This is a genomic window from Pseudomonas sp. VI4.1, from assembly GCF_002029345.1.
GTDB lineage: Bacteria > Pseudomonadota > Gammaproteobacteria > Pseudomonadales > Pseudomonadaceae > Aquipseudomonas.
Window position 1 is genome coordinate 14,736 of record NZ_MULM01000118.1, and the last position, 20,424, is coordinate 35,159.

Annotated in this window: 11 protein-coding genes and 7 pseudogenes; 16 read left to right on the forward strand and 2 right to left on the reverse strand. The window is 64.1% G+C overall.

Annotation, left to right across the window (positions count from 1 at the left end):
- Nucleotide 1: 1 nt before the first annotated feature.
- The 3 genes from tssE to BZ163_RS07485 all read left to right on the forward strand — a co-directional run bounded on the left by tssE (nucleotide 2) and on the right by BZ163_RS07485 (nucleotide 2,243).
- Nucleotides 2-448 (forward strand): type VI secretion system baseplate subunit TssE, encoded by a 447-nt coding sequence (gene tssE, locus BZ163_RS07475; RefSeq protein ID WP_128870399.1) that lies wholly within the window; start codon nucleotides 2-4, stop codon nucleotides 446-448.
- A 15-nt stretch (nucleotides 449-463) separates the two neighbouring features.
- Complete coding sequence (locus BZ163_RS07480; RefSeq protein ID WP_128870400.1) at nucleotides 464-1,582, forward strand: OmpA family protein; 1,119 nt, start codon at nucleotides 464-466, stop codon at nucleotides 1,580-1,582.
- 262 nt (nucleotides 1,583-1,844) lie between these two features.
- Entirely contained in the window at nucleotides 1,845-2,243 is a 399-nt protein-coding gene (locus BZ163_RS07485; RefSeq protein WP_128870401.1) for a DUF6124 family protein, read from the forward strand.
- Between the two features lie 75 nt (nucleotides 2,244-2,318).
- Here the strand turns inward: BZ163_RS07485 and BZ163_RS07490 are convergent, their stop codons facing one another.
- Together BZ163_RS07490 and BZ163_RS07495 are read right to left on the reverse strand one after the other, a co-directional pair.
- A complete protein-coding gene (locus tag BZ163_RS07490) occupies nucleotides 2,319-3,032 on the reverse strand; it encodes a cupin domain-containing protein (protein WP_128870402.1) in 714 nt (237 codons plus the stop codon).
- Between the two features lie 55 nt (nucleotides 3,033-3,087).
- Nucleotides 3,088-3,944: pseudogene (locus tag BZ163_RS07495) on the reverse strand (GNAT family N-acetyltransferase).
- 371 nt (nucleotides 3,945-4,315) lie between these two features.
- On the opposite strand from BZ163_RS07495, the pseudogene BZ163_RS07500 reads away from it, so the two are divergent.
- From BZ163_RS07500 to BZ163_RS07560, 13 genes and pseudogenes are all read left to right on the forward strand, one after another.
- Nucleotides 4,316-5,658: pseudogene (locus BZ163_RS07500) on the forward strand (aldehyde dehydrogenase).
- A gap of 407 nt (nucleotides 5,659-6,065) precedes the next feature.
- The gene (locus BZ163_RS07505; RefSeq protein ID WP_128870403.1) at nucleotides 6,066-6,734 is read left to right on the forward strand and encodes a haloacid dehalogenase type II; all 669 of its coding nucleotides are present in this window, start codon (nucleotides 6,066-6,068) and stop codon (nucleotides 6,732-6,734) included.
- 42 nt (nucleotides 6,735-6,776) lie between these two features.
- Nucleotides 6,777-8,050, forward strand: a pseudogene (locus tag BZ163_RS07510) (NAD(P)/FAD-dependent oxidoreductase).
- 95 nt (nucleotides 8,051-8,145) lie between these two features.
- Complete coding sequence (locus tag BZ163_RS07515) at nucleotides 8,146-9,783, forward strand: ABC transporter substrate-binding protein (RefSeq protein ID WP_128870404.1); 1,638 nt, start codon at nucleotides 8,146-8,148, stop codon at nucleotides 9,781-9,783.
- A 46-nt stretch (nucleotides 9,784-9,829) separates the two neighbouring features.
- Nucleotides 9,830-10,786 (forward strand): ABC transporter permease, encoded by a 957-nt coding sequence (locus tag BZ163_RS07520; RefSeq protein WP_128870405.1) that lies wholly within the window; start codon nucleotides 9,830-9,832, stop codon nucleotides 10,784-10,786.
- The gene (locus BZ163_RS07525; protein ID WP_128870406.1) at nucleotides 10,783-11,658 is read left to right on the forward strand and encodes an ABC transporter permease; all 876 of its coding nucleotides are present in this window, start codon (nucleotides 10,783-10,785) and stop codon (nucleotides 11,656-11,658) included. Before BZ163_RS07520 ends, BZ163_RS07525 begins: the two co-directional genes overlap by 4 nt.
- Nucleotide 11,659: 1 nt before the next feature.
- Nucleotides 11,660-13,501, forward strand: coding sequence for an ABC transporter ATP-binding protein (locus tag BZ163_RS07530; RefSeq protein ID WP_128870407.1), 1,842 nt, complete (start codon nucleotides 11,660-11,662; stop codon nucleotides 13,499-13,501).
- A complete protein-coding gene (locus tag BZ163_RS07535; RefSeq protein ID WP_128870408.1) occupies nucleotides 13,498-13,806 on the forward strand; it encodes a (2Fe-2S)-binding protein in 309 nt (102 codons plus the stop codon). Before BZ163_RS07530 ends, BZ163_RS07535 begins: the two co-directional genes overlap by 4 nt.
- Nucleotides 13,788-15,181 (forward strand): annotated as a pseudogene (locus BZ163_RS07540) (FAD-dependent oxidoreductase). Before BZ163_RS07535 ends, BZ163_RS07540 begins: the two are co-directional and overlap by 19 nt.
- A pseudogene (locus tag BZ163_RS07545) lies at nucleotides 15,178-16,330 on the forward strand (NAD(P)/FAD-dependent oxidoreductase). The pseudogenes BZ163_RS07540 and BZ163_RS07545 overlap by 4 nt, the downstream one beginning before the upstream one ends.
- Nucleotides 16,327-17,485, forward strand: a pseudogene (gene argE / locus BZ163_RS07550) (acetylornithine deacetylase). Before BZ163_RS07545 ends, argE begins: the two co-directional pseudogenes overlap by 4 nt.
- Nucleotides 17,486-17,762: 277 nt before the next feature.
- A pseudogene (locus BZ163_RS07555) lies at nucleotides 17,763-19,223 on the forward strand (NAD-dependent succinate-semialdehyde dehydrogenase).
- 26 nt (nucleotides 19,224-19,249) lie between these two features.
- Complete coding sequence (locus tag BZ163_RS07560; protein ID WP_128870409.1) at nucleotides 19,250-20,329, forward strand: tartrate dehydrogenase; 1,080 nt, start codon at nucleotides 19,250-19,252, stop codon at nucleotides 20,327-20,329.
- The last annotated feature ends 95 nt before the right edge of the window (nucleotides 20,330-20,424 follow it).

Sequence of the window (20,424 nt, forward strand, 5' to 3'; positions counted from 1 at the left end):
GATGACCGACTTCAATCCTTCGCTCTACGAGATGCTGCTGCAGAATTTCGAGGGCGAGCTGGAACTGTATCGCGTCGGCGAAGCGGACCAGCACACCCTGTCGGTACTGGACAACCTGCAACGCATCCTCAACAGCCGGGCGGGCACGCTCAGTCATCTGCCGGATTACGGTCTGCCCGATATGGGCCTGATCCTCCAGGGCTTGCCTGGCACGGCGCATGACCTGATGAGAAGCATGGCCGATACCTTGCTCAAGTACGAACCGCGCCTGGCAGCGGTGAATATCGAACTGCTGCCGCAGGTGCAACCGGGGCATCTGGACTACGCCCTCGACGTGCAGCTCAAGGCGGGGCAGCGAGTAACCTTCGGTACCACCCTGGCGGCCGAGGGCCGAGTGCTGGTGCGTCACTTGAAGCGGCAGAACTATCTGTCGGCCACGAACCTGTAATGGAAGGGAAGCTGGATGACGGCGTTGTTTGAAATGCGTATCCGCACGGGTGGTGATCCGCGCGGCTTGGGCGAGTTCATGGCGTTGCGTGATGAACTGGCCAAATTGAGCCATCCGGCCTGTCCGGACGTGAACTGGAGCAAGGTCGAGCAGTTGTGCCTGGCCTTGTTCCAGAGCAACGGGGCGGATCTGCAAACCGCGGTCTCTTATGCGCTGGCGCGCAGCCAGCGTCATGGCCTGTCAGGCATGGTGGAAGGGGTGGCATTGATCGAGGCACTGAGCGGCGAATGGCCGCACGTGTGGCCGCCAGTGGAATCGATGCGCCTGGATAGCCTGGGCTGGCTGTTCGCCCAGTTGCAGCCCTTGCTGCGCAGCCTGGCGCTGGATAAGCGAAGCTTGCCGGCACTGGTCCAGCTGGATACCGAGTTGAGCCGTTTGAACCAGCGTCTGGACGCTCAGGTTCAAGTGCCGATGGTCACGCTGCAGGCTCTGCGTCAGCAGGTCGATAGCCTGATGCAACGTTTGCAGCAAAGCACGGCTCCGAACGCAACGGTGCAGCTGTCGGCAAGGGTGCCTGAACCGTCATTCGTGATGCCGGTGGTGATCCTGCCACCGCCTCGCATGCCCGATGCGGGGACTTCAGACCCGGCCACAAGCAGACGTCGAATGGCCCTGTGGCTGTTCGCCGTGGCGATTGGCATCGCCTTGACCGGCTGGTTTGGGTGGAAGCATTGGCCGGCAGGCCAGGACAGCGATCGCTTGGCCGCCGCTCCCGTGCAGCTGGACAGTCTGATGCTGTTCGATGCCGCCAGCGCCGAACTCAAATCCGGCTCGACCAAAGTGCTGATCAATGCCTTGGCCGACATCAAGGCCCGGCCAGGCTGGCTGATCGTCATCGCCGGGCATTCCGATGCCACGGGGGATGCCGGACAAAACCTGGCGCTGTCACGCGCCAGGGCCTCTGCGGTGCGTGACTGGATGCAACGCATGGGCGACCTCCCGGACAGTTGTTTTGCGGTCCAGGGACTCGCAGCCAGCCAGCCGGTCACCGGCAATGACACCGAGGCCGGGCGCGCGGCCAATCGGCGTGTCGATATCCGTCTGGTGCCGCAAGAGGGAGCCTGTGAAAGCTGAAAAAATGGGTGAAAACCCGCAGAGAAAGTCGGTGGATTCTGGCGCTACTGTAGGCAACGACTGAAAATTTTGTAGGCTGCGCGAAGGCATTTTGCCGATGCGTAAACAAGCTCCAATAAATGCGTTTGTTTTCGGCTGCAGGCTTCCCACAGCCGATTAAAACAAGCTGAAAACACAGGAAATGTCCGACGTATTTTTAGGGTTGGCTGTCGGAAGTGCGGCGGTTAGCGTGGTAGCTCTCATCACTCAGCAGAGAGCCACCATGCCCGACGACACACTCCAGACCCATGAGCCATTTGCGGTCCACAGTACCTCCCCGTACGTCTCAGGCGATTCGAAAAAGTTTCACCAGGCCGCCGACCGTGCACTCGACCACTACCTCAAACCCACCGTTCCCGCAGAGGTATGCAATCGACGCAAACCGGCGATGATTTTTATCGTTGCCCCCGAAGTCGACAACGAAACGTTGCTGGCCCAGGTCTGCGAATTGCTGGCGTCGGCCAATGCCATGGTCAGCGACCTGGCCGGGCTGGTGGACGGAACCCAGCGCAACACGATGCTGGCGGTCCAGCAGGTCATCATGCTGGGTGAACTGGCGGTGAACCGGGTGCTGGATAATGTGGCGCCGCCGCAAAAGACTCAACCGCTGCTGAACAACTGACGGATCAGGTTCGGGGTGCTCCCGGTCCGGCGTTTGAACGATCACCAGCGCGTCCAGCGAAGGACCCTGAGCGGATTACTTCACGGCGTAGAATTTGCGCACATAGCGGGTATTGGTCCACGCGCACGGCGCGCCCTGGGGCACGAACACGCTGTCGCCGGCGTTGACGATCAGGCTGCTTCCGTCCGCGGCCTGCAAAATGACGCTGCCTTCGATCAGGTGCATCAACTCATGGAGTTTGTGCGGCCGACCGTGGCGCTGGTAGGGCGTCGAGTCCCAGACGCCGACGCGCAGTCCGGTCGCGTCATCTTCGAAGGCATTGCGTGAGCGGCATTGCGGGGTGGGGCCGATCAGAATCTGTGGCTCAGGGGCCGCCGACGGCGAGAGCAGGGCCAGCGGGTCGAGGGCGGTCAGGCCGGGTGCCGGCTTGGCAGCGGGAGTGGTGACTGCACAGAAGGCCCAGCGGGTGCCGGGCTGAACCTGCACCTGCAAGACCGTGCCGCAGCCGATGACGGCAGCGGCGCCGATGCCCAGTTCCAGCGTCTGTCCGTTACTGTGCAGCACGACCTGTCCGGCGTGCACGACCATGACTTCGGTGTGGGGGAATTGATCGATCGATAAGGCGGCGTCGATTTGCACGATGCCTGCCGACACGCCGTCGGCGTCGCTGTAGGCGATCTGGCGGCCGTGTCGGAACGGGTCGGCGTCACTCAAGGGCGCCGCTGTGAAAGACGTGGCTACAGGGCTGCCGTCGGCGCGCGCCAACAGCATAAGGGTAGGGTGGGACATGCGAATGACGCTCCATGAAAACCAGCAGTGATTGGGATTGGATAGTGCGCGGCGCTCAGCCGATGGCTTGGGTGACCACCGCGAATTGCCGCACGTTTGCGCTCGCTTGCGGTGGAGTGCCCTTGGCCATTTGCGCCACGGTGTCGACCTGCTTGAGGCCGGCCTGCTCCAGCCATTGACCCAAGCCACAGTCCGCCGGAATGTCGATGCGCACGAAGGCGTCCGGCACTTGGGCCAGCAGCACGCTGAGCAGTGCCTGGCTTGTTCGACATTCTCGGCGATCACCGGGCCGAGGCAGCGACCACGGCCGAAAGGGCGCAGCAGGGCGAAGGCGCGCAACTGGCCGTCACGCTCGATCCCCACGGAATGCTCGACCACCTCGAGCAGGTCCGTGAGCACGGCTTGCCGGTCCAGCCCGCTGCCGGCGTTGGCCAGGGCCAGCAGTTGCGCCCGGTCATCGGCGCGCAACCGGCGGCATTGTTCTTCGTCTGCCAGGGGCAGGGGGACAGGGCCTTGAGCCTGACCTTGATGTTGTTGAATCCGCCCGAATTCGACAAACCCCTGGCTAACGTAAAGCGGCGCACCGGCCAGCGTGGCATTGAGCACCGGGGTGCGGGACTGGCAGGCATCCAGTGCCTGCTCCATCAACTTGCGCCCGATGCCCTTGCCCTGGTAGTCGTCGCTGACGATCACCAGGCCGATGGTGGCGAACCCGCCCTGGGGGCAAGTGAACGCGGTGCCGATCAGGCGCTCGCCGTCCAGCACCACGAAACCATGGCTGACCCGCTGCAACATTGCCCAGTCTTCCAGGCGATGGGGCCACTTCAATTGCACCGACAACGCATGGGCCGAGGGCAGGTCGGCGGCGGTCATCGGGCGATAGACATAAGCAGGTTGTTGCAAGGCGGACATGGCGAGTCTCCGTTGGACAATGTGCGCGAGCGACCGGATTTCCAGTGCGATGCTGCCTGTATCCCATCTGCGCGAAGGCCTGGCAAGGGGGCTCCGAGCATTCGGCAGATTACGCAAGACAGAGGCGGCAAGACCACACTTCCTACTTAATTGCCCGGCAAGGTCGGCAGCAAATGCTTGGGTTTTTTTTCTACGATGGAGACCTGGGTTCACGACTCACCGTTCCTCTTCTGGAGTGCTCCATGGATAGCTTCGATCCTCGCCTCATCGCTGTGCGCAGCGCTCATTTCATCGCTGGACAATACCGCGATGCTCAACCCGGCCTGGAGGTGGCGCGACCCTCGGATGGCCAGGTGTATGCCGAGTTGCCAATGGCCGATGCCACGCTGGTGGACGAGGCGGTCAACAATGCCTGGCAAGCGTTCAACCGCAGCGATTGGGCCAGTCGGCCACCCAGGGAACGGGCGCGGGTGATGCGTCGCTGGGCCGACCTGATCGAAGCCGACGCGGCCGTGCTGGCGCCGCTGGAAGCGCTGGGGTCGACCCGTCCCCATAAAGACGTGATCGCCTGGGACATTCCTTATGTCGCCGAAGGCATCCGTTTTTTTGCCGAGCTGGCGGACAAGCATGGCGGCCAGGTGGCGGCGACCCAGACCGACCGCCTGGGGATGCAGATTGCCGAACCTTACGGCGTCATTGCCGCCATCGCACCGTGGAATTTCCCGTTGAGCATGGCCTCCTGGAAAGTCGCGCCGGCCTTGGCGGCAGGCAATGCCGTGGTGCTCAAACCTTCGGAGTTGACGCCGTTCTCCAGCCTGCGTTTTGCCGAGCTGGCGTTGCAGCGGGCATGCCGGCGGGGATCTTCAACGTGGTGCAGGGCGATGGCCGCACCACCGGTGACGCATTGTGTCGGCATCCGCGGGTCGGCAAGGTGACCTTTACCGGGTCCACGGCGACCGGCTCGAGCATCATGTCGACCTGCGCGCTGGTGGGGCCGAAACCGGTCACCCTGGAACTGGGCGGCAAGAGCCCGCAGCTGGTGTTCGCCGACATACCGGACATCGCGAAAACTGCGCGCACCGTGGCGCTGGCGATTACCGGCAACGCCGGGCAAGTGTGCGTGTCCGGCTCGCGGCTGCTGATCCAGCGCTCGATCATGGAACCCTTTGTCGCCCATCTGCTGGCGTATTTCGAAGAACTGCGTCCCGGGCCGACCTGGTCGTCCGAGGCCACGCTGTCGCCGATCATTTCCCGCCTGCAGGCCAGCCGTATCGACGGCATCGTCCAACGTTCGCGCCAGGCCGGTGCCGAAGTGCTGACCGGTGGCGGGTTGTTCGAGGGCCTGGGTGGCGCCTACTACCGGCCGACCTTGCTCACCGGCCTGGACCACGACAACCCGGCGATCGGCGAAGAAATCTTCGGCCCGGTGCTGACCGTGCAGGCGTTCGATGATGAGGAGCAGGCGTTGAGCCTGGCCGGCCATGACACCTATGGACTGGCGGCGGGTGTGCATACGGCCGACATCAATCGTGCCCTGCGCCTGGTCCGGCGCCTGGAGGCGGGGACCGTCTGGGTCAACCGTTACGGGCGCAGCAACGACTACATCCTGCCGACCGGAGGCTACAAACGCTCGGGCATTGGCAAGGACCTGGGACGTGAAGCCTTCGAGGCCAACTTGCGCTTCAAGAGTGTGTTGATCGATATCGTCCAATAACAAACACACCGATAGCCTGTCATGCACTCCCCCTGTAGGAGCTGGCAAGCCAGCTCCTACAGGGGGTTGAGTCAGCCCCCGATCGGCGCTTCTGCAGGGAGGCGCCCGTTTTCGTTCCACCCGGCGCAGGTTCTGCGGCCATTGCCCGCGCGTTCGCCCGCTGTGGCCCCGTAAAGTCCCATAAGAGCGCACAAACACAGGCTTTGCACAAGCCTGGAGCGCGCCGCAAAGTCTGCTGAGGGCGGGTGCCAAAACGGTGGTTTGTATCGAGCGAAGGTCGCTTTTAACGCCATCTGCTGAATTCACGGTGTTGTAATGACGGTGTGTTGCAGGGTTGCATCACGGCTCCCGAAATGGAGCGAATGCTTGTCACGCCATGACCTCAACGAACTTCAGGACCGCACTCAATGAGCTTTCTTCGCCCCAAATTCATTACGTTCGACTGCTACGGTACGCTGACCAATTTCCACATGGGCACCATGACCCGCGAACTGTTCGCCGATCGCGTGTCGCCCGGGCAGATGGATCAGTTCGTCAAGGACTTCTCGGCCTATCGCCTGGACCAGGTCATGGGCGACTGGATGCCCTATGACGAAATCCTCAAGACCGCGTTGGCGAGGACCTGCAAACGCTGGGGCATCGCATACCGCGACGAAGGCCAGCTGTATTACGACGCCGTGCCAACCTGGGGCCCGCACCCTGACGTACCGGCCGGCCTGTCGAAAATCGCCGACAAGATCCCCCTGGTGATTTTCTCCAACGCCAGCGACAGCCAGATCATGTCCAACGTCGACAAGCTCGGCGCACCGTTCCACAAGGTCTTCACCGCCGAACAGGCCCAGGCCTACAAGCCGCGCCTGGCGGCATTCGAGTACATGCTCGACAACCTCGGTTGCGGTCCGGAAGACATCTTGCATGTGTCCTCCAGCTTCCGTTACGACCTGATGCCGGCCCACGACATGAAGATCAAGAACAAGGCGTTCGTCGCCCGGGGTCACGAGGTTCCGGCCAATGCCTTCTACGGCTACCAGCAGATCACCGACATCGGTGGCTTGCCGGCGCTGGTCGGGCTCTGAGTCGAACGGTAACGGCACGCTTAACCACATAAGGGATCAGACATGGGCAGTGAATCCTACTGGCTCGACACCGCACCGGCCTTCACCGGTGCCCAGCCCGGCGCGTTGCCCGGGCAGGTCGACGTGGCCATCGTCGGTGGCGGTTTCACCGGTTTGGCGGCGGCTCGGGCATTGGCCTTGAAGGGCGCCAGTGTGGTGGTGCTGGAGGCCGGCAGGGTGATCGGCGAAGCCTCCGGACGCAACGGCGGCCAATGCAACACCGGCGTGGCCCAGGACTACGCCGGGCTCAGCGCCAGCCTCGGTGCCGACAAGGCGCGGGCGTATTACCAGGCTTACGAAAGCGCGGTGCAGAGTGTCGTTTCATTGGTGGAGCAGGAGCAGATTGCCTGCGACCTGATCCGCAACGGCAAGCTCAAGCTGGCGGCCAAGCCGATGCACTACGAAGGCCTGGCGCGCACCTGCGAACTGATTCGCAAGGAAGTCGATTCCGATGTCGAGTTGCTGACTGCCGAGCAGACTCGCGCTGAAGTTAATTCGGCGCAGTTCCACGGTGGCCTGTTGCAGCGCAACGGCGAGCAGATGCACGTCGGGCGCTTCGGCGTCGGGTTGGCCGAAGCGGCGGCGCGGCGCGTGCCTTGATCCATCAAGGCACCTCGGTGGTGGACTGGCAGGCCAAGGCTGGCGGCTATCAGGTCAACACCAGCAAGGGCTCGCTGCACGCCGGGCAAGTGCTGCTGGCCACCGGCGCCTGTCAGCACGGCGGGTTGGGCTGGTATCGGCGGCGGATCGTGCCGGTGGGCAGTTTCGTGATCGCCACCGAAGTCCTGCCGCAGGCCTTGATCGAGCAACTGCTGCCCGGTCGGCGCGCCTACGTCACCAGCCGCATGATCGGCAACTATTTTCGCCTGACCCCGGACAACCGCCTGCTGTTCGGCGGCCGTGCGCGGTTCGCGATGTCCGACAGTGTCAATGACGCCAAGAGCGGCAAAGTGCTGCAAGCGGCGATGGTGCAGATGTTCCCGCAGCTGGCCAACGTGAGGATCGACTACTGCTGGGGCGGCCTGGTGGACATGACCTCCGACCGCTTGCCCCGGGCCGGCCAGCACGGCGGGATTTATCACTCCATGGGCTACAGCGGCCACGGGGTACAGATGTCGGTGCACATGGGCCAGGTCATGGCTGACGTCATGGCTGGCAAGGTCGAAGCCAACCCCTGGCGCGAACTCGACTGGCCGGCGATTCCCGGGCATTTTGGCAAACCCTGGTTCCTGCCGTTCGTGGGCGCCTATTACCGATTCCAGGATTATTTGCATTGAGTTGATGTTGTGGCGTCACCGTCGTTTGCGTTTCCAGGACGCTCGGGACATCCGCGAGCACTCGAATCTTCTGATTATCGACAGGTACAACTGATATGACTGACAACAAGATCGACTCCCAACTGATCTCCGGCCAGGACAGCCTGCGGGTGTTCGAAGGCCTCAATCGCGGCATGTCGCGCCGCAATGCCTTGCAGATGCTCGGTGTGGCCGGCGTCGCGGCGGTGGGGGCCGGCAGCCTGTTCGGTGCCGCCGGCAAGCTGTTCGCCGAAGAAGCCGCCACCCCGGGCAAAGGCAAGCCGGGCGGGCGCATCCGCGTCGCCGGCATGTCCAGCTCCACCGCCGACACCCTGGACCCGGCCAAGGGCGCGTTGTCCACCGACTACGTGCGCCACTTCATGTTCTATAACGGCCTGACCCGTTTCGACAGCCACCTGGTGCCGCAACTGGAACTGGCCGAGCGCATCGACAACACCGATGCGACGCTGTGGACCATCACCCTGCGCAAGGACGTGACCTTCCACAACGGCAAGACCCTGGGCGCCGCCGACGTGGTGTATTCGCTGTCACGCCACAAGGACCCGCTGACCGGCTCCAAGGTCATGCCGCTGATGGCGCAGTTCGAGGAGATCAAGGCCACCGGCCCCAATGAAGTACAGATCCGCCTCAGCGCGCCGAACGCCGAATTGCCGTCGATCCTCGCCGTGTCGCACCTGATGATCGTTCCGGAAGGCACCACCGACTTCAACCAGGGCATCGGCACTGGGCCGTTCAAGGTCAAGGAATTCAAACCCGGCGTGCGTTCGATTGCCGCGCGCAATACCGGCTACTGGAAACCGGGCTTGCCGTACCTGGACGAAATCGAATTCATCGCGATTGCCGACGAACCGTCGCGAATCAACGCGCTGCTGTCGGGCGATGTGCACCTGATCAACGAGGTCAACCCGCGCTCCACCGCACGAATCAAGGCCAGCGCCAAGCATCGGGTGGTCGATGCGCCGTCGGGCAACTACACCGACCTGATCATCCGCCAGGACCAGATGCCGGGCAAAAGCGCCGAATTCACCCAGGCGATGAAGCATCTGCTGGACCGTGAACAGGTCAAATCCGCGGTGTTCCGTGGCTATGCCGTGGTCGGTAACGACCATCCGATTTCCCCCGGTTCGCGTTATTACAACGCCGACCTGCCGCAAAGAGCCTACGACCCGGAAAAAGCCAAATTCCTGCTGAAGAAAGCCGGCATGGAAAGCATCACCATGCCGCTGGTCGCATCGCCTGCCGCCACCGGTTCGGTGGACATCGCGGTGCTGCTGCAGCAATCGGCGAAACAGGCCGGGCTCAAGCTCGACGTCAACCGCCTGCCGAGCGATGGCTACTGGTCCAACCACTGGATGAAGCACCCGCTGAGTTTCGGCAACATCAACCCGCGGCCGAACGCCGACGTGATGTTCTCGCAGTTCTTCCAGTCCAAGGCGCCGTGGAACGAATCCGGCTGGCAGAACGATCAGTTCGACCAGTTGCTGATGCTCGCCCGGGGTGAAACCGACGACGCCAAACGCAGCAAGATGTACGCCGACATGCAAACCCTGGTGCACGACCACAGCGGCATCGGCGTGCCGGTGTTCATCAGCAACATCGATGGCGTCGACCAGCGCATCAAAGGTTATGGCAGCAACCCGCTGGGCGGCTTCATGGGCTACATGTTCGCCGAGCAGGTGTGGCTGGACGCTTGATCCGCGACGGGTTTGCGCTACGAGGACATTGCATGAGGGCAGGGCGATGAATAGCAACACACTGTGGTTGATCGGCAGGCGCCTGGGCGCCGCGATCGTGACCTTGTTGATCGTGTCCATGGTCGTGTTCGCGATCACGGCAGTATTGCCGGGGGACGCGGCGCAACAGGCGCTTGGGCAGTTCGCCACGCCGGAACAAGTGGCAGCCTTGCGCCTGAAACTGGGGCTCGACCAGCCCGGTGTGTTGCGTTACCTGCACTGGTTGATGAACCTGCTCAGCGGTGACCTCGGCCAGTCGGTGTCCAACGCCATGCCGGTCGGCGACCTGATGGCCGGGCGGGTACCCAACACCCTCATGCTGGCGGCCGCCACGGCGCTGGTGTCGGTGCCGGTGGCGCTGCTCCTTGGCATCGGTTCGGCGATGGGGCGCGGTGGGCGCATCGACAGCTTCCTGAGCTTCTTCACCCTGGCCATGGTCGCCGTGCCGGAGTTTCTGGTGGCGACCCTGGCGGTGCTGATTTTCGCGGTGAACCTGGGCTGGTTGTCGGCGCTGTCCTACGCCAGCGACATCACTTCGCCCTGGCAATTCATGCGCACCTACGCCTTGCCGGTGATGACGCTGTGCTGCGTGATCGTCGCGCAAATGGCGCGCATGACCCGGGCCGCAGTGATCGATCAGCTCGACAGCCCCTACGTGGAGATGGCGCGGCTCAAGGGCGTGAGCCCGATGCGCATCGTGCTGCGCCACGCCTTGCCCAACGCCATCGGGCCGATCGCCAACGCCATCGCCCTGAGCCTGTCCTACCTGTTGGGTGGGGTGGTGATCGTCGAGACGATCTTCAACTACCCCGGCATCGCCAGCCTGATGGTCGATGCCGTGACCAACCGCGATATGGCGCTGGTGCAGGCCTGCACCATGCTGTTTTGCACGGCGTACCTGGGGTTGGTGCTGATTGCCGACCTGTGCGCGATTCTGTCCAATCCGAGGCTGAGAAACCAATGAACAATCTCATTGTGAAATCGACGCCTGCTGCGCCTGAACTGGCAGCCGGCAAGGTGTCCGCCGGCCCCTCCTGGCTGGGGCTGGTCGGGGCGGTGATGTGTGTCCTGTGGCTGCTGGTGGCGATCTTCGGCCCGTGGCTGGCGCCGCACCCGGTGGGGGCCGTGGTCTCCGACAACGTGTTTGACAGCATGAGTGCGGTCTACCCGTTCGGCACCGACTACCTGGGCCGCGACATGCTCAGCCGCATCCTCGTCGGCGCCCGGTTTACCGTGGGCCTGGCGTTGGTGGCGGCGGTGCTGGCCAGCGGTTTGGGCACCGGTTGCGCCTTGCTGTCGGTGGTGTCGCCGAAGTGGCTGGATGAAGTGATCAGTCGCCTGATGGACGCCTTCATTTCGATCCCGAGCAAGATGCTCGCCCTGATCATGGTCTCGGCCTTCGGTTCCTCGGTCACCTTGCTGATCTGCACGGCGGTGTTGAGCTTTACCCCGGGCGCGTTCCGGATCGCCCGCAGCATGGCGGTGAACATCGAAGCCCTGGAGTACGTGCAAGTGGCCCGTACCCGCGGCGAGCGCCGGCTGTACATCGCCTGCGTGGAAATCCTGCCGAACATGCTCAACCCGGTGTTGACGGACCTGGGCTTGCGCTTCGGTTTCATTGTGCTGCTGCTCAGTGGCATGAGCTTTCTCGGCCTGGGCGTGCAACCGCCGGATGCCGACCTCGGCTCGCTGGTGCGCGAGAACATCGGCGGCCTCAACCAGGGCGCGCCGGCCATCGTGATCCCGGCCCTGGCCATCGGCACCCTGACCATTGGGGTGAATCTGTTTATCGACCGGCTGTCGTCGCGACGTAGTCGACGTTCGGGAGGTCATTGATATGAGCCAGTTGATACGAGTCGAGAATCTGCGGGTGGTCGCCTGCGGCGAGCGGGGCGAGGTGGAAATCGTCAAGGGCGTGAGCTTCGCCCTGGCCAAAGGTGAAGTGCTGGCGCTGATCGGCGAGTCCGGCTCCGGCAAGACCACCATCGCCCTGGCGCTGCTCGGCTACGCCCGGCGTGGCTGCCGGTTGGCGGGCGGGGTGGTGCAGGTCGGCGAGCACGACATGCTGGCGTTGAGTGAACGCGAGCTGCAGGGCTTGCGCGGCAACCGGGTGTCGTACATCGCGCAAAGCGCTGCGGCGGCGTTCAACCCGGCGAAAAGACTCATCGACCAGGTGGTGGAGGGCGCCTTGATCCATGGCCTGGGCAGCCGCGCCGTGCTCGAAGCCAAGGCCATCGAATTGTTCCACGACCTGGCACTGCCGGACCCGGAACGCATCGGCCAGCGCTACCCCCATCAGGTTTCAGGCGGGCAACTGCAGCGGGTGATGGCGGCCATGGCGTTGATCAGCGACCCGCTGCTGGCGGTGCTCGACGAGCCGACCACGGCCCTCGACGTGACCACCCAGATCGACGTGCTGCGCGCCTTCAAGCGGGTGGTGCGTGAACGGGGCGCGACAGCGGTCTATGTGTCCCACGACCTGGCCGTGGTGGCGCAGATGGCCGATCAGATCGTCGTGCTCAACGGCGGTCAGATTTTCGAGCAGAGCGCCACTGCGCCCTTGCTCAAGGGACCGGCCCACGAATACACCCGCAGCCTGCTGGCGGCGGCGCGGCCGGACACCACCATCCGCCCACCCTGCGGTGTCGCCGAAGACACGCCGTTGCTGACGATCGAGGGCCTGACCGCCGGCTACGGCAACAAGAACACGCACGGCATGCCGTCGATTCGTGTGCTGGAAGACATCGACCTGACGGTCCGCAGGGGCCAGGCCATCGGCGTGATCGGTGAGTCGGGTTCGGGTAAATCGACCCTGGCACGGGTGGTGGCAGGCCTGTTGACCCCGGCGCTCGGCAGCCTGACCTTTGATGGTCAACCGCTGGGCGGCAGCCTGTCCGAGCGCACCGACGAACAGTTCCGACGGATTCAAATGGTGTTCCAGAATGCCGACACCGCGCTCAACCCGATGCACAGTGTCAGCGCCATTCTGGGCCGACCCTTGAAGATGTATTTCGGCCTCAAGGGCGCCGCGTTGCGCGAGCGCATCGGCGAACTGCTGGACCTGGTGCGCCTGCCGCGAGCCATGGCCGAACGCCGGCCAAACGAACTGTCCGGCGGGCAAAAACAGCGGGTCAACCTGGCGCGGGCCCTGGCGGCCAAGCCGGATCTGATTCTTTGCGACGAAGTCACCTCGGCGCTGGATACCGTGGTCGGTGCGGCGATTCTCGAACTGCTGCGCGACCTGCGCCAGCAACTGGGGGTGTCCTACCTGTTCATCAGCCACGACATTTCCACGGTGCGGGCGCTGTGCGACGACATCGTGGTGATGTACAGCGGCCACAAGGTGCAGGCCGGCACCCGGCAAGCGTTCGCCCAGGCACCGTTCCACCCGTACACCGACTTGTTGATTCATTCGGTGCCGGAACTGCGCCAGGGCTGGCTGGAGAGCTGCGGCACCACCTGTGGCGAGCTGCCGCCGATCGGCGCCAGGGCCAACGTGCCAGAGCTTTGCACTTTCCTCAGCCGGTGCCCGGTGCGGATCGATGGTGTGTGCAATCGCACGGCCCCGAGCCGGCGGATCATCGCCGGCGGCAGTGAAATCCTCTGTCACCACGACAGCGCCGAGTTGCTCAAAACCCAGCAGGATTTGAACCTCATGACCCAGGGAGCCTATGCATGAAGGGGCGTTTTGTGAGACTGGCCGAGCAGGGCCGGCCGACCGTCAGTTTGACCGTGGATGGCGCACCCATCGAGGCGTTGCGCGGCGACACCCTGATGGTCGCGTTGCTGACCCAGGGCTCGGCGTTGCGCCAGTCGGAGTTCGACTCGGGACGCCGTGCCGGTTTTTGCCTGATGGGCGCCTGCCAGGATTGCTGGGTCTGGACCCGCGGCGGCGAACGTCTGCGCGCCTGTTCCAACGAGGTCCGTGAAGGGCTGGACATCGTCACCACACAACCGGAGGCGAAATGGCCACTGCACGGCTGAGCGCTAAAAAAGTCGTTATCGTCGGCGCGGGGCCGGCGGGTATCCGTTGCGCCGAAACCCTGTTGTCGGCGGGATTCAAGCCGATCCTGATCGACGAAAACCGTCGCGATGGCGGGCAGATCTACCGCCGCCAGCCCGAAGGGTTCACCCGGGACTACGCCACCCTGTACGGCACCGAGGCCCGCAAGGCCCGGCACCTGCACCAAAGTTTCGACCGCTTGCGCGGGCAGATCGATTATCGCCCGGACACCCTGGTGTGGAACCTGACGCCGGGGCAACTGTGCTGCGTCAGTCAGGGCCGACATACGACGGTGGATTACGACGCATTGATCCTCTGCACCGGCGCCACCGACCGGCTGATGCCGATCGAAGGCTGGCAACTGGCGGGGACCTACAGCCTCGGCGGGGCGCAAATCGCGCTCAAGTCCCAGGCGGTGTCCATCGGCCACAGCGTGGTGTTCATGGGCAGCGGGCCGTTGCTGTACCTGGTGGCCAGCCAGTACGTCAAGGCCGGCGCCAGCGTGGCGGCAGTGCTCGACACCTCGCCGCTGCGCAAACGCCTCCTCGCGATGCCCAAACTGCTGGCGCGCCCCGGGTTGCTGTTCACCGGGATGAAACTGCTGGCGCAGCTGTACCGGGCGAAGATCCCGGGTGCACTTGGGGGTGCAGCCGCTGCAAGTGGTGGGCGACGTCGCGAGCGGTGTCAGCGGCGTGCGGGTGCGTACCGCCAAAGGCGAGACCCTGGCGGTGGAGTGCGATGCGCTGGCCTTGGGTTATCACCTGCGTCCGGAAACCCAGCTGGCCGATCTGGCCGGATGCCGCATGCGCTTTGATGACGCCTCCGGCCAATGGTGGCTGGCGGTGGATGAGGACGGCCGGACCTCGGTCGATGGTCGTGTATGCCGCCGGGGATGGTTCGAAGATTCGCGGCGCGGATGCGGCGGAACACGCCGGACGCCTGGTGGCCATGGCGCTGCTGGAAGACCTGCATCAGCCAGTGAATGCCGGAGTGCGCGACAAGCATCGCCACGCACTGGCAGTGATGGACCAATTTCGCCTCGGCCTGGCCCAGGCGTTTCCCTGGCCTGCCGAACACGCCGGGGCGCTGCCGGATGCAGCCATCGTCTGCGCCTGCGAAATGATCAGCGCCGGCGAGTTGCGCCGCACCGTCAGTGAAAAGGGTGCTTGCGAAGTCAATCGCGCCAAGGCGTTCAGCCGGGTCGGCATGGGCCGTTGCCAGGGCCGTTACTGCTCCCAGGCCGGGGCCGAGGTGATTGCCGCGGCGGCTGGGGTCAAGGTGCAACAAGGTCGCCGCCAGCGCGGCCAGGCGCCGGTCAAACCGCTTTCGATGCTCACCACGGAGGTGTCGCCATGACGGTACAAAAAGCCGATGTCGTGATTGTCGGCGGTGGCCTGATGGGCTCGGCGGCGGCGTTTTTCCTGCGTCGACGCGGCAGTCGGTGATCCTGCTGGAGCGCGACCAGATCGGTCAGTACGCCAGCGGCGTGAACTTCGGCAACGTGCGGCGCCAGGGGCGATACCTCGGGCAGCTGGCGTTGGCCAACCGTTCCTGGGCGCTGTGGAAGCGTCTGCCGGAGCTGATCGACGACGACCTCGAATTCATCGCCAGCGGGCACATGCGGGTGTGTTACCGCGAAGACGAGATACCCGAGCTTGAGGCTTACGCGGCCGCGCCCGAAGCGGCGCAGCTGGATTTGCAGATCTTTCGGGGCGCCGAGCTGCACGCGCGTTTTCCGTTCCTCGGGCGGGACGTGAAGGGCGGTTCCTATGCGCCCCACGATGGCCACGCCAATCCGCGCCTGGCAGCCCCGGCCTTTGCCCGTGCCGCACGCCGCCTCGGCGCGCGGATCGAGGAGCAGACCGAAGTCGCCGAGGTGCAGAAGGTCGGCGGCGAGTTCAGCATCCGCACCACCGACGGCCGCCAGTTCAGCGCCGCGCAGTTGCTGATCACCCGCAGCGCCTGGGGGCAGAAGTTGTCCACCCAGTTCGGCGAACCGGTGCCGCTGGACACCCATGGCCCGCAAATGGCCGTGACCGAGCCGGTGCCCTACGCCTTGCCGACGGTGATCGGCGTGTACACCAAAATTCCCGAGGAGGTGATCTATTTCCGGCAGATTCCCCGGGGCAACATCGTCATCGGCGGGGGCTATCGCAGCAAACCGGACATGCTCAATCGCCGGGCCCAGGTCGAGCCGCGCAGCATCCTCAATCAGCTCGAACAAATGCGCCGCCTGCTGCCAGGTGTCGGCAACCTCAACATTATCCGGGTCTGGAGCGGCATCGAGGGTTACCTGCCCGATTCCCTGCCGGTGATGGGCCCGAGCGGCACGTCGACGGCCTGTTCTATGCCTTCGGCTTCTGCGGCCATGGCTTCCAGCTCGGTCCGGGCGTCGGCGACGTGATGGCCGAACTGATCAGCACCGGCAGCACCAGCACTTCAATTGAGCCGTTCTCGATCAATCGGTTCGCCCTTTCCGCCGAGCAACGGAGCAAGGCTTCATGAAACCTCGTGTACTGGACATTCTCAAACGCCTGATGGCCTTCGACACCGTCTCTTCGGAGTCGAACATGGCGCTCATCGACTACGTGCGCGACCTGCTGCTGAGCAAAGGCATCGAGTCGCTGATCGTCAAGGACGAAAGCGGCCAAAAAGCCAATCTGTTTGCCAGCACCGGCCCCCGGGAGTTGCCGGGGATTCTGCTGTCCGGCCATACCGACGTGGTGCCGGCGGCGGGGCAGGCCTGGACCTTCCCGGCGTTCCAGGCGACGGTGCAGGACGGGCGGATCTATGGCCGTGGCAGTTGCGACATGAAGGGTTTCATCGCCCTGGCCATCGACGCCATGCTCGACGCGGCGGACAGCCCGTTGAGCCGGCCGCTGCAACTGGCGCTGTCCCACGACGAAGAAACCGGCTGCGTCGGTGTGCGCCGTTTGCTCGACGTGCTGCACCTGGCGCCGGTGCGGCCGTTCCTGTGCCTGATCGGCGAGCCGACCAACATGCAGTTCGTCCTCGGGCACAAGGGCAAGGGGTCTTACCGCACGTACTGTCGCGGCCTGGAGGCGCATTCCTCGCTGGCCCCGCGTTCGGTCAATGCGATTCACGTGGCCTGCGAATTCATCCGCCGCGCTGCGTCAGAGCCAGCAGCAGTTGCAGGAGCAGGGCGCCCAGGATGCGGACTACGACGTGCCCTACAGCACCGTGCATGTCGGGCAGATTGTCGGCGGCAAGGCGCTGAACATCGTGCCCAACCTGTGCACCCTGGATTTCGAAGTGCGCAACCTGCCGGCGGACGATCTGGATCAGTTCCTGGAGCAGATGCGCGAGCGCGCCGAAGTGATTGTGCGCGAGGCGAAAAAGCTGTCCAGTGTCGCGGCCATCGAGATTGAAACCATCAATGTGTATCCCGGCCTGGACACGCATCCGAGCGTCGAAGCGGTGCGCTTTCTGCAAAACTTCGCCGCGCCGGACACCGGCACCGCCAAGGTCTCCTTCGGCACCGAGGGCGGGCTGTTCAAGCAGCGCCTGGATGTGCCGGTGGTGGTCTGCGGCCCGGGGTCGATCGAACAGGCGCACAAGCCGGACGAGTTCATCGAGATCAGCCAGATGGACGCGGGGGAGCGGTTTCTGGAAGGGTTGCTGGGGTCCCTGAAACTGTAATCAGGTCCCAAGGCCAACACCGATCAACTGTAGGCGCTGGCTTGCCAGCGAAGAGGCCGTGACATCCGACATCATTGTTGCCTGTAACACCGCCTCTTCGCTGGCAAGCCCGCTCCTACAGGGTTCTGTGTTCACCTGGACAGTCCCTGTCTCCCCTCGGTAGAGCCTGCCGTCCCGCTTCGATTTTCAGCATCCAACACCGCGCAAACGGTACTTTCAGCATCCTCCTCCGCAGCCCCTCCCTAGACTGGAACCTGTCTCGGATCAGGACTCGACCATGCTCAAGAATCGTTTGAAAGACCCCAGCCTTCTGGCAGAACTCGCCTACATTGACGGCCAGTGGACCGGTGCCGACAACGCCGCGACCCTTGACGTCATCGACCCCGCCAGCGGCCAGGTGCTCGCCCGGGTACCGGCGATGCACGGCGGCGAAACCCGTCGCGCCATCGAAGCGGCCGAGCGTGCCTGGCCCGCGTGGCGTGCGCGCCCGGCGGCGGAGCGGGCAGGCGCTGCTGGAGCGCTTGGTATCAGGCCATGATCGACAATCTCGACGACCTGGCATTGATCATGACCTGCGAACAGGGCAAGCCGCTCAACGAAGCCAAGGGCGAAATCCGCTACGGTGCCAGCTTCGTCAAATGGTTCGCCGAAGAAGCCCGGCGGGTCTACGGTGAAACCATGCCGGCTCCCAGCGGCGATCGCCGGCTGCTGACCCTCAAGCAACCGGTCGGCGTGTGCGCCGCGATCACCCCGTGGAACTTCCCCAACGCGATGATCACCCGCAAGTGCGCACCGGCCCTGGCGGCCGGATGCCCGATCATCGTCAAGCCCTCGGAGCTGACACCGCTGTCGGCCCTGGCGCTGGCGGTGCTGGCCGAACGGGTCGGGATTCCGGCCGGGGTGTTCAACGTGGTCACCGGCCTGCCCGCCGGCATCGGCGAAGAGCTCACCGGCAACCCGATCGTGCGCAAGATTTCCTTCACCGGTTCCACCGCCGTGGGACGCCTGCTGATGCGCCACAGCGCCGAACACATCAAGCGCCTGAGCCTGGAACTGGGCGGCAATGCGCCGTTCATTGTGTTCGACGACGCTGACCTGGAGCAGGCAGTGGCCGGCCTCATGCTCAGCAAGTTTCGCAACGCCGGCCAGACCTGCGTCTGCGCCAATCGCCATCCTGGTGCAGGACGGCATCTACCAACGTTTCGCCGCGCGCCTGGTGGAGGAGGTCGGCAAGCTCAAGGTCGGCAATGGCCTGGACGCGGATGTCAGCATCGGCCCGCTGATCAACCCGGCGGCGGTGAGCAAGGTCGCCCGGCACATCGACGATGCCCTGAGCCAGGGGGCGCACGTGCTCTGCGGCGGCATGCCCGAGGGCGGCAGCCAGTTTGTCCCGCCGACGGTCCTTGGCGAAGCCCACGCCGGCATGCTGCTGGCCAACGAAGAAACCTTCGGCCCGGTGGCGCCTTTGATGCGCTTTACCGACGAGGCCGAAGCCCTCGCGCTGGCCAATGCCACACCTTATGGTTTGGGCGCCTACTATTTCACCCAGGACTTGCGCCGTTCATGGCGTTTCGGTGAAGCGCTGGAGTTCGGCATGGTCGGGCTCAACACCGGGATCATTTCCATGGAAGTCGCGCCGTTCGGCGGCATCAAGCAATCGGGCCTGGGCCGTGAAGGCAGCAAGTACGGCCTGGATGAATACCTTGAAGTCAAAGCCTTCCACATCGGCGGGCTGTAACGCACAGACACGGGGAACCATGATTGATGAGCAAGACATTCAGAATCGCCGCGATTGCCGGCGATGGCATCGGCAAGGAAGTACTGCCGCAAGGATTGCGGGTCCTGGAACAGGCTGCGAAGAAGTGGCAACTGGACCTGAGCATCGAGGTGCTCGACTGGGCCCACTGCGATTACTACCTGGAACACGGGCAGATGATGCCCGATGACTGGTTCGAACAGCTCAAGGGCTTCGACGCGATTTACTTCGGCGCGGTGGGCTGGCCGGACAAGGTCCCGGACCATATTTCGCTGTGGGGTTCGCTGCTCAAGTTCCGTCGCGACTTCGACCAGTACGTGAACATCCGCCCGGTGCGGCTGTTCCCCGGGGTGCCATGTCCGCTGGCGGGACGCAAGCCGGGGGACATTGATTTCGTGGTGATCCGCGAGAACACCGAGGGCGAGTATTCGTCGGTGGGTGGCAAGATGTTCGAAGGCACCGAGCATGAATTCGTGCTGCAAGAGTCGGTGTTCACCCGTCGTGGCGTCGACCGGATTCTCAAGTTCGCCTTCGAGCTGGCCCAGACCCGACCGCGCAAGCGCCTGACGGCGGCCACCAAGTCCAACGGCATCTCCATCAGCATGCCGTATTGGGACGAACGCACGGCGCTGATGGCCGCGCAGTACCCGGACATTACCTGGGACAAGCAGCACATCGATATTCTGTGCGCGCGTTTCGTGTTGCAGCCGGACCGCTTTGATGTGGTGGTGGCGTCGAACCTGTTCGGCGACATTCTCTCCGACCTCGGCCCGGCGTGCGCCGGCACCATCGGCATCGCACCCTCGGCCAACCTCGATCCGGAGCGGCGTTTTCCATCGCTGTTCGAGCCGGTGCATGGCTCGGCACCGGACATCTATGGGCAGAACATCGCCAACCCGATCGCGATGATCTGGTCCGGGGCCTTGATGCTCGATTTCCTCGGCAATGGTGATGAACGTTACCGCGCGGCCCATGACGGGATACTGCAGGCGATCGAGCGGGTGATTGCCGAAGGGCCGATTACGCCGGACCTGGGGGGGAAGGGGTCGACTCAAGACGTCGGCAAAGCCATCGCCGACCATCTCTGAATCCACCTCTAACCCCTGTAGGAGCTGGCTTGCAGCGAAGGCGGACTGTCAGTCGACGCATTTATTAACTGACATCACCGCCTTCGCTGGCAACG

Excerpts from the sequence above, each read along its gene's own strand:
- BZ163_RS07535 (WP_128870408.1), top strand. The coding sequence starts at position 13,498 with ATGAAGGGGCGTTTTGTGAGACTGGCCGAGCAGGGCCGGCCGACCGTC.
- BZ163_RS07530 (WP_128870407.1), top strand. The coding sequence starts at position 11,660 with ATGAGCCAGTTGATACGAGTCGAGAATCTGCGGGTGGTCGCCTGCGGC.
- BZ163_RS07480 (WP_128870400.1), top strand. The coding sequence starts at position 464 with ATGACGGCGTTGTTTGAAATGCGTATCCGCACGGGTGGTGATCCGCGC.
- tssE (WP_128870399.1), top strand. The coding sequence starts at position 2 with ATGACCGACTTCAATCCTTCGCTCTACGAGATGCTGCTGCAGAATTTC.
- BZ163_RS07505 (WP_128870403.1), top strand. The coding sequence starts at position 6,066 with ATGAGCTTTCTTCGCCCCAAATTCATTACGTTCGACTGCTACGGTACG.
- BZ163_RS07560 (WP_128870409.1), top strand. The coding sequence starts at position 19,250 with ATGAGCAAGACATTCAGAATCGCCGCGATTGCCGGCGATGGCATCGGC.
- BZ163_RS07515 (WP_128870404.1), top strand. The coding sequence starts at position 8,146 with ATGACTGACAACAAGATCGACTCCCAACTGATCTCCGGCCAGGACAGC.
- BZ163_RS07490 (WP_128870402.1), bottom strand. The coding sequence starts at position 3,032 with ATGTCCCACCCTACCCTTATGCTGTTGGCGCGCGCCGACGGCAGCCCT.
- BZ163_RS07525 (WP_128870406.1), top strand. The coding sequence starts at position 10,783 with ATGAACAATCTCATTGTGAAATCGACGCCTGCTGCGCCTGAACTGGCA.
- BZ163_RS07485 (WP_128870401.1), top strand. The coding sequence starts at position 1,845 with ATGCCCGACGACACACTCCAGACCCATGAGCCATTTGCGGTCCACAGT.
- BZ163_RS07520 (WP_128870405.1), top strand. The coding sequence starts at position 9,830 with ATGAATAGCAACACACTGTGGTTGATCGGCAGGCGCCTGGGCGCCGCG.